This is a genomic window from Paenibacillus sp. FSL K6-1096 (assembly GCF_037977055.1).
Taxonomy (GTDB): Bacteria; Bacillota; Bacilli; order Paenibacillales; family Paenibacillaceae; genus Paenibacillus_AQ.
The window spans coordinates 1032303-1046732 of the sequence record NZ_CP150274.1; the positions used below are offsets into that span (position 1 = coordinate 1032303).

Sequence of the window (14430 nt, forward strand, 5' to 3'; positions counted from 1 at the left end):
TTTTCCCGTCCTTAAGGGTACAGACGGTACAATGTGCGAGGGAACGCAATCGTCTCACGGACATGATCCAGTCCGCAGATCCAAGCTACCGTCCGCTCCAGACCCAGGCCGAAGCCGGAGTGCGGAACGCTGCCATAGGTCCGCAGGTCCATGTACCACTGATAAGTCTCCATCGAGAGATTATGCTCCTTGAAACGGGCTTCCAGCAGCGCCGGATCATCGATACGCTGTGATCCGCCGATGATCTCCCCGTAGCCTTCAGGGGCGATCATATCCGCGCATAGCACCACTTCCGGACGGTCAGGGTGCGGCTTCATATAGAAGGCCTTGAAGGACGCCGGATAATGGGTGATGAATACCGGACGGTCGCTCATTTCGGCGATAGCCGTCTCATGAGGAGCCCCGAAATCATCGCCCCAGGCGATTTCGTAGCCTTTTTCATTCAGGAACTTGATGGCATCATCGTAGCTGATCCGCGGGAACGGTGCCTTGATGTTCTCCAGCTTCGAGACATCGCGGCCCACTGCCTCCAGCTCGGCACGGCAGTTTGTCAGGACGGACTGCACCACGAAGCTGATGAAGTCCTCCTGCACACGCAGGCTCTCCTCATGCTCCACGAACGCCATTTCCGGTTCAATCATCCAGAACTCGATCAGATGGCGGCGGGTCTTGGATTTCTCGGCCCGGAAGGTCGGACCGAAGGAATAGACGCGCCCGAGCGCCATAGCCGCAGCTTCCATATACAGCTGTCCGCTCTGGGTCAGATAAGCATCCTCATCGAAGTACTTCGTATGGAACAGGTTCGTTGTGCCTTCCGCTGACGTTGGCGTCAGAATCGGCGGGTCCACCTTGGTGAAGCCGTGCTCATTGAAGAACTGCTGAACCGCACGGATGATCTCCGCACGAATCACCATTACGGCCCGCTGCTTGGTGGAACGCAGCCAGAGATGGCGGTGATCCATCAGGAAGTCTACGCCATGCTCCTTTGGAGTAATTGGATAGTTCTCGGTAATATGCAGCACCTCAATGCCCGTAACCGTCAGCTCATAGCCGGATTGGCTGCGCGGCTCCTCACGGATAATTCCGGTCACATACAGGGAGCTCTCCTGGGTAAGGCTTTTGGCATCGTCCCAGACCTGCTCGGGTACCTCAGACTTCACCACAACCCCTTGGATATAACCAGTACCGTCGCGAAGCTGCAGGAACTGAATTTTACCGCTGGAGCGCTTGTTGTTCACCCAACATCCGATGACAACACTCTCTCCGACATGCTCATTCACGTTCTTGATTACACTTTTGTTGGCCATGCCTAAGATCTCTCCTCTAATTTAGCCGTTAATTCCTTGCACAATACTGTATGTATCGCGTGCAATGACAAGCTCTTCGTTTGTCGGAACCACAAGCACCTGAACCTTGGAATCAGCCGTGGAGATACGGCGCGGATCGCCGGAGCGGACCTTATTGGCTTCTGCATCCAGCTGGATTCCGAGGAACGTAAGATTGTTCAGTACTTTTTCACGCAGCAGGGAAGCATTCTCGCCAACACCGGCGGTGAACACAATGACATCTACCCCGTTCATGGCAGCAGCGTAAGAACCGATATATTTACGCAGACGGTACTCGTACATTTCAAAAGCAAGCGTCGAATTAGGCTCGCCTTTCTCCGCACCGTCAATGATATCACGCATGTCACTGCTCACGCCAGAGATGGCCAGAAGACCGCTGTGCTTGTTCAGCATGGAGTTCACTTCACCGACAGACAGCTCTTCCTTATTCATCACATAAGGAACAACAGCCGGGTCAAGGTCGCCGCTGCGCGTACCCATCATCAGGCCTTCCAGCGGAGTCATCCCCATCGAGGTGTCCACAGAAATGCCGCCGTCTACTGCAGTTACACTGGCACCGTTACCGATGTGGCAGGTAATAATCTTGAGGTCCTGAAGCGGACGGTCCAGATACTCGGCAGCCGCTTTGCTCACGAAATCATGGGAGGTGCCATGCGCACCATAACGGCGGACTTTGTATTTGTTGTAGAGCACTCTCGGAATGGCATACATATACGCCTTCTCAGGCATAGTCTGGTGGAAGGCGGTATCGAACACAACCACCTGCGGCACACCAGGCATATTATTCTCGGAAGCGGTAATCCCCATCATGGCAGCCGGGTTATGCAGCGGCGCAAGGTCGAACAGCTGGCGGATCTTAGCCTTAGCATCAGCATCAACAAGTGCGGAGGTTTTGAAGAATTCACCCCCGTGTACTACACGGTGGCCCACTGCATTAATCTCGTCGGTGGATGCAATAACGCCATGCTCCTTGTCTGTCAGGCAGGCAAGCACCTTGCGGATGGCCGTATTGTGCTCCAGAATTTCACTGACTTCAGTAACTTCCTGCTTGCCGGTCGGCTTGTGGTTCAGAATGGAGGAGTCCATTCCGATACGTTCTACCAGGCCTTTGGCCAGGACAGACTCATCTGTCATATTGTACAGCTGGTATTTCAATGAGGAACTGCCGGAGTTAATTACTAAAATATTCATATACGGTCACCATCCTTGTCATACTTGAAGAAGCCTTCGCCCGATTTGGTCCCCAGTTGTCCGGCACGCACCATCTTCTTGAGGATGGTCGATGGACGATACTTGAGCTCGCCGTATTCACGGAACATGTTCTCAAGCGCAGCCAGGACGGAGTCCAGACCGAAGCGGTCAGCCATTTCAAGCGGTCCGTTCTGGAACTGGTAGCCGATGCGCATAGCGTCGTCAATATCTTCAGGGGAGGCAACGCCTTCCTGGAGCACATGCATCGCTTCGTTAATGAACAGGCAAATGAGGCGTGAAGATACAAATCCTGGGGATTCGTAGATCATTACGCCTTTCTTTTCAACAATCTCATCAACAAAGGTCTTGGTATCCTCGAAGGTGCTGTCGGAGGTCTTCAGTCCGCGCACGATTTCAACCAGGTCGACCTTGCCTACAGGATGTATGAAGTGCATACCGATTACGCGTTCCGGATACATTGTTGAGCTTGCAAGCTCTGTCAAGCTGAGCGTTGACGTGTTGCTGGCAAGAATAATGTGGCTCGGACACACCTGATCGAGCTGATTGAATACCTTTTGCTTCGCTTCCAGGTCTTCCACAATGGTCTCAATAACCATATCGCAGGAGCTCAGTTCAGCGAAATGAGTAACTTTCTGGATACGGGAAAGAATCAGCTTCTTCTCCGCCTGGGTAATGGCCCATTTCTCCAGCTGTTTGTCGAGACTGGTCTCGATCATTTCGTAGGAGTAGTTCAGTCTTTCAGCAGTTTTCTCCACCAGCATTACATCCAGGCCTTTGGCTGCCAGCATTTCGGCAATGCCTTGACCCATTGTGCCACCGCCGATGACACCGATCTTCTTAAAATTCATTCTTAAGTCTCCATCCTTTCAGGTATCTATACTTCTGTATTGTACCTTGTCTGTCGTAAAAAATAAGTAGCCCGACATATAATGATATCTTAGCATGTCTGAAAAGTAAAAAAAAATAACCGGCATAAAGAATTATGCCGGTAAAAGGACACTGTCACGAAATTGACAACGAAATTGCTCTCCGGAGAGAACTTCTTCCTTCATTAAAATGTCAAGGCAGTAATCAAATACATTTCTTTGCTGGCTCAGCAGCTCATTGGTGCGGACCATTAACTCATCCAGGATCTTACTATTCTCCTTCATCAGCTCTTCGGTTGTCACCATCTGCAGATTCGCGATTCCGAGGGAGGTCAGGCCCGACTTCATCATCGTCTCCACAATGTTCAGCGCCTGGTCGAAATCGCCGCGCGAGCCGGTGCTGCGCCCGCCGTAATACATTTCTTCCGCTGCCGCGCCGCCCAGGGCGATCATAATCTGATTCTCCAGATAATCCTTCGTGTACAAATACTGCTCTTGCTGCGGATTATGCCGCACATAACCGAGGGCTTGTCCGCGCGGAGTCAATGTCACCTGGCTGACGCTTCCCGGACGCAATAGCTCGGCCATAATGGCATGTCCCAGCTCATGAATCGCTACACGCCGCTTCTCTTCGTGGTTCGTCTCGCGGTCGGTCTTCTCTCCCATCATCACCTTATCGATGGCCATCGACAGATGGCGCTGCTCCACCAGGGTCAGATTCTCGCGCATCATGTAGATCGCCGCCTCGTTCATCACGCTCTCTAATTGCGCCCCGGAGAAGCCGTAGGCTTCTTCAGCGATTTTATCCAGATCGACTGTCTCATGCAGCGGCTTGTTCTTGGCGTGAAGGTCGAGAATCGACTTGCGGCCCTTCTTGTCGGGCATATCCACCTGAATGTGACGGTCGAACCGGCCCGGACGCAGCAGTGCCGAATCCAGCATTTCCTTGCGGTTCGTGGCGGCTACCAGCAGAATGCGCGGGGTATCATTATTATAAATCCCGTCCATCTCCGTGAGGAGCTGATTCAGCGTCTGGTCATACTCCCGCTGCTGTCCGCCTTCACGCTTGCCGCCGATCACATCAATCTCATCGATGAAAATAATCGCGCTCTGCTTGTTCTCCTTCAGCGCACGCGAGCGGGCATCCTTGAACAGGTCACGGACCCGTCCGGCCCCGACGCCGACGTACATCTCAACGAATTCACTGCCCGATGCAGCGACAAACACAGAGTTCGTATAATGCGCCGCAGCCTTCGCCATCAGCGTCTTCCCGGTTCCGGGAGGACCGGTCAGCAGAATGCCTTTGAGCGGACGAATCCCGAACTTGCTGATTTCTTCATGCCGGATCAGGAAGTCCAGTGCTTCGCGCAGCTCCTGCTTGGCATTGTCCTGTCCGCCGATCTCTTCAAAGGTCAGCTTGGACGGGCCGTTCTTCTTCCGCTTCTTGTCTGCGCCTGCATTAACCGCCAGGCCGCCGCGCGCGTGGGCAATGAACAGGAGAGCAGCAACCATGCCGAGCGCTATGATCACAGGGAAAATATTAATCCCTACAAAAACCATAAAAATCAGCACGACCGGAACAAATCCGGCTATAATCTCTTTCCAGTACTTAGGCATTGTCCCACACTCCCATCTTGGCACCGGTGCGCGGCAGAATGATGAACTTGCTCTCTGTACCGCTGCTCAGACTCACATATACATTATTGTCATCAATCTCCGTGGTTGCTGTAATTCCGCTGTACTTGCTGTTCTGTTCCTTCAATCCATCCAGCTTGGCTGGAATTAATGTATATTTACGGCTCTCCATCGCTTCGGCAACAGAGAACATCGCTTTGTCCCAATATTCATCGAGCAGCGCACTGGAGTGCTGTTCCACATCCAGCTTAAGGGTCCGCCCGTTGATGGCTGAGCTGCCTTCACTTGATACATACTGCACCAGCTCACGTAATTTCGTGCCCGGCTGCAAATTTAGTTTCAAAGTCACTTCATTGCGTTTAATAGTAATATGGGAATCCTTCACTCCCTCATAGGATGATACCAGCTTCTGCAGCGGCTCCTGTACAGCGAACTGACGATAGGAATACCAGCCGCCGAACAATACAGCAGCAGACAGCAGAGACGTTAGCAGCACAGGCATAAGACGCAGTTTCAAGAAACGTCCTCCTCTCCAAAATAACCAGCTTTTTCTATAAAAATCAACGATTCAGCGTGTCTAGCGCCCTTCCGAGACTGACATGCTATTAGGCATGTCTTAATACAAGTAGTAGTATATCACAGGTGTATATACGATTTTACATAAAGTTGTGAATATATTTAAAATTTTTGATTCTAATTTCTGGGTGTTTCATAGATTAACCATTTTCCCGCTGATGCTCAATTTCATTTATCATATACGCTGCGTAATCAGTTAGCAATTCCAGGTCGTAGGCTTCGCCGCCGGACGATCCGTTATAGACCTCCAGACACCGTGTAAGCAGTCCGTGATATTTCGCCGGCAAATGCTTCTGTCCCCACTCTCCGCCTTCCTTTTTGGAAGACACCACACCTTCCCGCACATAATACAGTACCCGGCATAGATTCAGCGTATAATACACGGGAGCTTCCTTGATCTTCAGGGGTGCGTCTCCGATATCATTGATTATGGAATCCAGATAATACCTGCGGTCCACCGGCAGAAACGCCTCATGGATCGGCTCCCCGTACAGGCTCACTCCCCGGTGATAGACAACGGTAAAATGCGCCGCCAGATCAGCATCCTCGTAGCCGCCGCACAGGTAATGTCCGTCTGTTCTGTACCGCTCTAAATGGGCTTCTGAGAAATGAAACTCAAACGGAGTCGGGTACACAAACTCCCTCAAGTATGTCTTCAAGACAATAGACAGTTCAATTCCGCGCTTATTCGGCAGCATGTCATGTAAAGCTACAATCCGTTTCGCGAGCCTCCGGCTGACTTCTTGGGACAGCTTGTCCTGTACCACGATCAGCAGATCGATGTCTCCCGTATCCGCATGGAAGCAACCCATCGCCAGCGAGCCATGCAAATAAATCCCCGTCAGGTTAGCCCCCAGCTCCTGCTTAAACAGCTCTACCGCACGATCTAAATATGGTAATGTTTCCAATTTCAGCATCCTCCTCGATTGACAGCATTCATAAGTTTGACCCTTGACCGCATGATTATGGTATAGCAAAAAGTATATCAATCCTCATATATCCATTTAGCCACAGGGTCACCCCAGCCGCCAGTCCAAGAACGGTTACAGATCGTTTTCGCCGGAAAATTACCTTACACACATCCCATTTGCACATTGTGTTCGGTTTTACGCATGAAAACAAAAAACGGAGGAACAGATGACCTGTTCCTCCGCACTTCCTGTCTGCCGCAGCCGCCGGGCGCTTAACCTAGCGGTTCGGCAGGCTGTACCCCTCACCGATGGCGCTGCCGTCAGAGAAGCGGTAGAAGCTGTAATAATAACGCCCCTCTTTTTGGTAAAAGAGCTGCCAGGCGTATTCCCCGTTATACACTCCGGGGAGCAGCCGTTTGATCTTAATATCCGGCATCTGGCCGGCTAACAGCTTGCGCATCTGCGCCTCTGAGGTGCCCTTGCTCAGCTCTTCGGCATAGAGGCCGTTCTCTCCTCCGGCAGGCTTGCCCTCACTTGTGAAACGTACCCATACCATCAGCTCGGTCCCTGCCGCATTGCTTCCGGTCAGCACCCAATAGATCGAATTCTCATCCCAGACCGACTTCTGGGCCTTGGTGATCTCAGTTAATCCGGCCTGTGCTCTGGCCAGTTCCTTGGCTTCGTTCCGCTCGGTCCACTGATCCTTCATAATATAGGCATAGAACTGGCTCAGTCCGAACAGAAGGAGCAGCACCAGGATAATCCCCAGCCAGAGCCATTTTCTCCTCTTCTTCTTCACCGCGTTGCTTCCTTTCCCGTTCTGCTGGATTAACGTTTCAGCAGGCTGTCGAATGTCTCCTGCGCTCTGCGGCGGATGGCTTCTTCATCCAGGGTCAGGCATTGCCCGTGCTTCACCACCTGCTTGCCGTTGACCCACACATGCTCCACATCCTTGGCGCTGGCCGAATAGACGGCATGGGAGAGCAGGTCGGTATGCGGCAGGAGATGCGGCTGGTCAATATCCAGCGCGATGAAGTCCGCCTTCATACCCGCTGCAAGCCGGCCCACGCTGTTCAGGAAGACCGACTGCGCCCCATACTCAGTCGCCATCAGCAGCGCCTCAGGAGCCGGCACAGCGGTTGGATCACCGCTGACTCCCTTATGGATCAGTGCAGCCAGCCGCATCTCCTCAAACATATCCAGATTGTTGTTGCTGGCCGCACCGTCTGTCCCGAGCGAGACCTTAACCCCTGCTGCGAGCAGCTCAGGCACGCGGGCTACGCCGCTGGCCAGCTTCAGGTTGCTGCCCGGGTTATGCGATACGCCAACGTTATACCGGGCCAGAATGCTAATCTCCTCATCGTTCAGGTGCACACCGTGGGCGATCAGGGAAGGCCGGGTGAACATCCCCAGCTTCTCCAGATGCGCGACCGGACGAAGACCGTAATCGGTTACGTTCTGCTCCACCTCATGGCGCGTCTCGGACATATGTGTATGCATCGGCAGATCGAGATCATGGGCGGCCTGCACGAACTTCACGAAGAACTCAGGCGGACAGGTGTATGGAGCGTGCGGCGAGAGCATCGTTGTGATGCGGCCGTCTGCCTTGCCGTGCCAGTTACGGGCAAACGCGATCGCCTCCGCCAGCTTGTGGTTCTGCACCTCTTCCGGGCAGAGGCCGATAACACCGCGCATCAGCACAGCACGAATACCGGATTGCTCTACCACCTCGGCTACCCGGTCCATATGGTCATACATATCGAGGAAGGTGGTGGTGCCGCCCTTCAGCATCTCCAGCACAGACAGCGCCGTGCCCCAGTAGACATCCTCGCCGGTAAATTTCTCTTCCATCGGCCACATTTTCTCCTGCAGCCAGGACTGAAGCACCATATCGTCCCCATACCCGCGCAGCAGGGACATCGCGGCATGGCCGTGGGTGTTAACCAGACCCGGCATAAAGAGCAGACGGCTGCCGTCAACAATCAGAGCCCCCTCTTCATGGGCAGGCTCAGCTTCACCTATGTAAGTGATCAGATCATCCTCTATGGTCATATATCCGCCAAGTACCGGCTGCTTCGTACCCGGCACCAGGAAGCGTCCGTTCTTAATTATTGTCTTATTGCTGCTCATCTTCAGCCTCTTCCTTTCCATCATGCAAATAATAAGCCAGGCTCTGCAGATCGGTAGTGAAGTCTGCGGCATGAATCCGGATATTGGCAGGCGTCTTCAGAATGACCGGCGCGAAATTCAGAATGGCTTCAATGCCGGAATCCACCAGAATATCCGCTACGTTCTGGGCTTCGCTGTCCGGTACGGTAATAATGCCGATCCGGATGCCCTGTTCGCGGATGGTATCCCCCAGCTCTTCCATCGGCTGTACAACCAGGGAGTTGATCTTCTGGCCCACCTTCGGCGGATAGGCATCGAAGATCGCTGTAATCTTCATCGTATCCTTCAGATAAGCATTGTAGTTGGACAAGGCGTGCCCGAGGTTACCGGCGCCTACCAGTGCAACGTTGATCTGCTGGTCCAGCTTGAGAATATGGCGGATCTTCTCGATCAGATACGAGACATCATAACCGATGCCCTTTCTGCCGAAATCCCCGAAGTATGCCAGGTCCTTGCGGATCTGCGCAGGGTTCAGATCAAGCTTCTGTCCCAGCTCCTGGGAAGAAACGGTGGAGATTTCACGTTTTTGGAGATCGTTCAGGAACCGCAGGTACACTGGGAGCCTGCGGACTACGGCCTCCGATATTTTATCCGATTTCATGCTTTCTCCTCCTCGATTATATGAACCGTTCCCCGCCGCCTTAACGAAACGGCTAAGTCAGCCGGGGAGCGGAACTTCAGGTTAACCTTGTCTTCTTAATAATATCAACAGCAGGTGAATTATGAAACCCCGCCTTCGTCCAGCCACTCGGCGATCCGCGGTACCATCTGGTCGGTCCGCATATGCTCCATCTTGGGTCCGGGCAGGGAATACAGAAAGTACTTCCCATAATAAGATTCAATAACCCTGGTATCATAAACTATAACGATTCCGCGGTCCTGCGCGGTCCGCACGAGCCGTCCGAAGCCTTGCTTGAAGCGGATGACCGCCTGCGGAACAGACAGCTTCATGAACGGATTCTTCTTCTGGGCCTGCAGCAGCTCCGACTTCGCCTCGGCCAGCGGATGATTCGGCGGCTGGAACGGCAGCCGGACAATCGCCAGACAGGTCAGCGCCTCGCCGGGGATGTCCACCCCTTCCCAGAAGCTGCTGGTGCCCAGCAGCACAGAGGCGGTGCTGTCCTGGAAGCGCCGGATCAGCTTATTGCGGCTGCCGCCCTCCACGCCCTGTCCAAGCACAGCTATATCCTCAGGGGCCAGCGCTTCCTTCAGCGGGTCATACACCTGGCGGAGCATCTTGTAGGAGGTGAACAGCACCAGCATCCGGCCACGTGTAACGACAGCGGTCTCCGCAAGGGAGCGCACCAGTGTGTCCACGAAGCGTGCATCCCCTATGCTTCCCTTGACGCTTGGGAAGTCGCGGGGAATAACCAGAAGTGCCTGCTCCCGGTATTTGAAGGGAGAGGGCAGCAATGCGGTCATCAGCCGCCCCTGCTCCGCAGCACCGTCAAGCCCGAGGTTGTCGATCATGAACTGGAAGGATTTGTCCACCGACAGGGTCGCCGAAGTCAGAATCACGCTTTTCTTCTTGTCGAAGAACAGCTCGCGGAGTTGGGCGCTGACATCTACCGGAACGGCATACATCTGCAGCGATTTGCCCTTGTAGTTGCCGCTGCCCTCCAGCCAGTACACGATATTCTCATCATTCAGAGTCATGAAGAAGCGGATCTGGTCCCGGATCGAGGCCAGGTCTTTGAACAGTCCACCGATATCCGTGACCAGACTGTCCGCAGAGGACTGGCTGTCCGTGTCACGCATCTCGCTGAGCATTTTGTCACCCTTGCGGATAATGTCGCTCAGGCTCAGATGAAGGGTCTGCTCAAGGGCGGCCAGCTCCTCCCATTCCTTAGGCTTCTTGCCCGGCTGCAGACGCGTCACCAGCTGTCCGGCTTCACCGGCCGCCGCGTCGCTGCGCTCAGGCAGCAGCGCGAAGAGACGCTCGCTCAGGGCATCCCAGGATTCCTTCACGGTCAGCAGGTCCGGATAGATCCGGTCGATGACCCCGCTCCACTCGGCGGCCTGCTCACTGCCGGAGCTCTGCAGCGTCTGGCGGAGCGCAGGCAGCTGGCCGCTGCGGCTGTCCTTGTACAGGCGGGTCAGCGTATGCGCAACTGTGAAATATTTCATCTGCATGCCCAGATGCTTGCCGGCAATATCCTCCAGATGATGGGCTTCGTCTATAACGAGATGCTCATACGCCGGAAGGAGCTGATGACCGGCCTTGACATCCGCGAACAGCTTGGAGTGATTGGTAACTACCACATCCGAGATGCCGGCTTCATGCTTGGCCCGGTGGTAAAAGCACTTGCGGAACCAGGGGCAGGCCCGCCCCAGGCAGGAGTCGGTGTCACTGGCAACTGTCTCCCAGAAGTCGCCGCCCCGCCCGCTCAGGTTAAGCTCCTCATCGTCACCGGTGGTTGTCTGGGTCAGCCAGACGAGCATCTGCGCGGCTGTCAGCGCCTCTTCTCTGGTGCTGGTGAAATCCTTTTTGATCAATCTATGTTCAAATTTACGCAGGCACAAATAGTGCCCTCTCCCCTTGAAGATGGATGCCTTGAACGGGAACGGCACAACACGGGTCAGCAGCGGGATATCCCGCTCATGCAGCTGGTCCTGAAGGTTGATCGTATGGGTGCTGACCATGACCTTCTGCTCATTGCGGACACTGTGATAGATCGCCGGGAGCAGGTAACCAAGCGATTTGCCGGTGCCTGTCCCCGCCTCAATCAGCAGATGCTTATCCTCCGCAAGCGCTGTGCTCACCTCATGAATCATCAGATCCTGGGCTTCACGGCTCTCATATTGGGGAAAAGCCTCCTGCAGCCGCAAGGTGACCTCATCCATATATTCTTCAAAGGTAATATTCTCCAGCGGATTGCCGGTTCCCTCCCCGCGCGGCGGGGCAAGTTCGGTCCAGTCGCCGGCAGCCAGCGCCAGCTGGCGGTAGAAGGTCAGCCCGTTCTCAGGCTGGAAGGTCTCCATCTCCCGCTCCCGCAGCAGACCGTCGAAATACCAGGCCAGGTCGCTATCCTCGTCAGCGAACAGCTCATTCAGCCGCTGGATCGCCAGGAGAGGCAGACTGCGCAGCTCCTCGAGGCATTTGAGCAGCACAAGCGCTGTAGCCAGCGCATCGCTGTCCGCCTGATGGGGCCGATCATGGGCAAGGCCGAAATGGCTGCTGACCGCTCCAAGCTGGTAGGTGCCCAGGGTCGGGAAGCAGATTTTGAGGAAATCAATCGTATCCAGAATCCGGCCCTGAAACGGCAGATAGCCGCAGCGGTCCAGCGCATTCTGCAGAAAGTGAAAATCAAACGCTACATTATGGCCAACCAGGACCACATCATCCAGCAGCGGCACCAGCTCCATCATCATATCCTCAAGCTCCGGTGCCTCCTGCACATCGCTGTCTGTAATTCCGGTCAGGCCTGTGATAAAAGGAGGAATGGGTGCTCCGGGCTTGACGAAGGAACCATATACCCGGGAGATGGACCCGTCTTCTTCAATAATGGCAAGGCCAACCTGGATGATCTCACCCACAGATTGGGTTCCCGTAGTTTCGAAATCAAGCACGGCAAATTTCATTATAAGTTCTATTCCCTTTCACTTGAGACTCTTTATCAGCATAACAGAAGTTACGAAAAAAGGCGATGCACCCCCGGGAAGCGGGTTACATCGCCTAGAAAGAAATGGAGGGCATTAGAGGAGCGACACCAGCTGCTGACCGAACTGGAGCTTCCCGCCCCGCCTGCGGCACACCTCCAGATTCACATTCGGCTCCGGCAGCGCCGGGTCGTGCATCAGGGAGAGGCCGAACAGCTCACTGGCCTCCTGATAACGCTCCTGGGAGGCCCGGATGCACCCCAGCGCATTATAGACCATAGCCTTCAGCTTATTCTCGCGGATCAAGCCGAGCATGTGGTGCAGATGCTCCCAGGCTGCACAGCCATCGCCTTCCTGCAGATAAGCCATCGCCAGGTACAGACGGGCGGCCAGACTGTCCGGGTGCCTGGCCGTGACCTCACTGAACTGCTCGATGCACTTGCGGTACATCAGCAGCTTGTAATAGCCCTGGCCTCTGACAAAAGCATCCATGCCAAGCTCAGGGGCCTCCTGCCCGGGAAGCTCCTCCGGCTGGGTCTGCATATCGGCCTGCCCGCGGAATTCGCTGAGCTTCTCGGCGAAGAGCAGCCATTCATCCATGACATGATCACTGATCCGGTGGAGCATATTATATTTGGATAAAAGCTCATTGCGGCGCTCCCCCTCCGCAGTAGGGTAGTCGGCTTGGATCTCATGCAGCATCTTGTTCATCTCGGCGAATAAATGTTGAAACACCGGACATCCCACCCTTACTGATAATGAAGTCAGGTCAAGCTTGCCTGACTACATTTTTAGCAAGTACGGAGGTCTTCATCCCTGCCATTGATTACATGGCTTATGCCGCGAAGTTAAGCAATGGTCGCGTGAATCTCATGATCGGCCAGCTTGACCGGCTTGTTGTCCGCATCCACAAACACTACAGTCGGCTTGTGTCCGGCCAGCTCCTCTGCCGACAGCATCGCATAGGAGATGATAATGACGGTATCGCCGGGCTGCACCAGGCGGGCAGCTGCGCCGTTAAGACAAATCACGCCGCTGCCGCGCGGGCCGGGAATGACATAAGTTTCCAGACGGGAGCCGTTGTTATTATCCACAATCTGTACCTTCTCGTTCTCCAGCAGGTCTGCGGCTTCCATCAGATCCTCATCAATGGTGATGCTGCCCACATAATTCAGATTGGCTTCCGTGACCGTTGCCCGGTGAATCTTGGATTTCATCATATGTCTAAACAAGGGCGTGCGCCTCCTTGGGAATGAATACGTTATTGTCAATCAGGCGGGTTCTGCCGAACTTGACAGCCAGCGCCATAATGATCTCCCCGCCGGCGTCACTCAGCCGGCTTGCGCCTTCCAGCGGCTCCAGATCAGGGAAGGTTAGAATCTCTGCATAATCAATCACAGCAAGCGGAGATTCCGAGATCACCGATACCAGCAGACCGCGTGCCTCATCCACCGTACGGATGGTGCCGCTGTCGATGCCCTGGCGCACCTCGCGCAGCGAGCGGGAGAGCACCAGCGCCTGTCTGCGTTCTTCATCGCTCAGGTAGACATTGCGCGAGCTGAGCGCCAGACCGTCATCCTCGCGGACAATAGGACAGGCGACAATCTCTACGTTCATATTCAGGTCGGAAACCATCCGGCGGAGCACCGCCACCTGCTGTGCGTCCTTCAATCCGAAGAAGGCATAATCCGGCTGGACAATATTGAACAGCTTGCTGACCACCGTTGTCACTCCATCGAAATGCCCCGGACGCGACGCGCCGCAGAGCTGCGTAGTCAGCGAGGAGACCGATACGCCTGTACGGATCGGCTGCGGATACATTTCCTCAACGCTTGGAATGAAGACCAGGTCTGCCCCCTCACGTTCCGCCAGCGCAAGGTCGCGCGCTTCATCGCGCGGATAAGAGGCATAATCCTCATTCGGTCCGAATTGCAGCGGATTGACAAAAATACTCATCACGACCGTTCCGCTCTTCTCGCCTGCCTTGCGCAGCAGACTGGCATGCCCTTCATGCAGATATCCCATCGTGGGTACAAAACCAATGGGCCCGTGGCCCCCCTGACGCATATATTCAAGCGCTTCACGCAGCTGCGCAATAGTCCGAATCACTCTCAT

At 54.5% G+C, this 14430-nt stretch carries 13 protein-coding genes; all 13 read right to left on the bottom strand.

Annotation, left to right across the window (positions count from 1 at the left end; all coding sequences use genetic code 11):
- Nucleotides 1-11 precede the first annotated feature (11 nt).
- The gene (asnS, locus tag MHI24_RS04620; protein ID WP_340024395.1) at nt 12-1307 is read right to left on the bottom strand and encodes an asparagine--tRNA ligase; all 1296 of its coding nucleotides are present in this window, start codon (nt 1305-1307) and stop codon (nt 12-14) included.
- 21 nt (nt 1308-1328) lie between these two features.
- The gene (locus tag MHI24_RS04625; RefSeq protein WP_340024396.1) at nt 1329-2537 is read right to left on the bottom strand and encodes an acetate kinase; all 1209 of its coding nucleotides are present in this window, start codon (nt 2535-2537) and stop codon (nt 1329-1331) included.
- Nucleotides 2534-3406, bottom strand: a complete 873-nt coding sequence (locus tag MHI24_RS04630) for a 3-hydroxyacyl-CoA dehydrogenase NAD-binding domain-containing protein (RefSeq protein WP_340024397.1) — start codon at nt 3404-3406, stop codon at nt 2534-2536. The genes MHI24_RS04625 and MHI24_RS04630 overlap by 4 nt, the downstream gene beginning before the upstream one ends.
- A gap of 132 nt (nt 3407-3538) precedes the next feature.
- Nucleotides 3539-5041 (bottom strand): AAA family ATPase, encoded by a 1503-nt coding sequence (locus MHI24_RS04635; RefSeq protein WP_340024398.1) that lies wholly within the window; start codon nt 5039-5041, stop codon nt 3539-3541.
- Nucleotides 5034-5576 carry a hypothetical protein gene (locus MHI24_RS04640; RefSeq protein ID WP_340024399.1) on the bottom strand — a complete coding sequence of 181 codons (543 nt, stop codon included), beginning with the start codon at nt 5574-5576 and terminating at the stop codon, nt 5034-5036. The genes MHI24_RS04635 and MHI24_RS04640 overlap by 8 nt, the downstream gene beginning before the upstream one ends.
- Nucleotides 5577-5775: 199 nt before the next feature.
- Nucleotides 5776-6543, bottom strand: coding sequence for an aminoglycoside adenylyltransferase domain-containing protein (locus MHI24_RS04645; RefSeq protein WP_340024400.1), 768 nt, complete (start codon nt 6541-6543; stop codon nt 5776-5778).
- Between the two features lie 280 nt (nt 6544-6823).
- Nucleotides 6824-7345: a DUF5590 domain-containing protein gene (locus tag MHI24_RS04650; protein ID WP_340024401.1), complete on the bottom strand. Its 522-nt coding sequence runs from the start codon at nt 7343-7345 to the stop codon at nt 6824-6826.
- A 29-nt stretch (nt 7346-7374) separates the two neighbouring features.
- Nucleotides 7375-8676 carry an amidohydrolase gene (locus MHI24_RS04655; RefSeq protein WP_340024402.1) on the bottom strand — a complete coding sequence of 434 codons (1302 nt, stop codon included), beginning with the start codon at nt 8674-8676 and terminating at the stop codon, nt 7375-7377.
- Nucleotides 8663-9316 carry a redox-sensing transcriptional repressor Rex gene (locus tag MHI24_RS04660; protein ID WP_340024403.1) on the bottom strand — a complete coding sequence of 218 codons (654 nt, stop codon included), beginning with the start codon at nt 9314-9316 and terminating at the stop codon, nt 8663-8665. The genes MHI24_RS04655 and MHI24_RS04660 overlap by 14 nt, the downstream gene beginning before the upstream one ends.
- Before the next feature lie 119 nt (nt 9317-9435).
- Nucleotides 9436-12297 (bottom strand): ATP-dependent DNA helicase DinG, encoded by a 2862-nt coding sequence (gene dinG / locus MHI24_RS04665; protein WP_340024404.1) that lies wholly within the window; start codon nt 12295-12297, stop codon nt 9436-9438.
- A 114-nt stretch (nt 12298-12411) separates the two neighbouring features.
- Nucleotides 12412-13050 carry a hypothetical protein gene (locus MHI24_RS04670; RefSeq protein ID WP_340024405.1) on the bottom strand — a complete coding sequence of 213 codons (639 nt, stop codon included), beginning with the start codon at nt 13048-13050 and terminating at the stop codon, nt 12412-12414.
- Between the two features lie 113 nt (nt 13051-13163).
- Entirely contained in the window at nt 13164-13547 is a 384-nt protein-coding gene (gene panD / locus MHI24_RS04675; RefSeq protein ID WP_340024406.1) for an aspartate 1-decarboxylase, read from the bottom strand.
- The gene (gene panC, locus MHI24_RS04680) at nt 13540-14430 is read right to left on the bottom strand and encodes a pantoate--beta-alanine ligase (RefSeq protein ID WP_340024408.1); all 891 of its coding nucleotides are present in this window, start codon (nt 14428-14430) and stop codon (nt 13540-13542) included. The genes panD and panC overlap by 8 nt, the downstream gene beginning before the upstream one ends.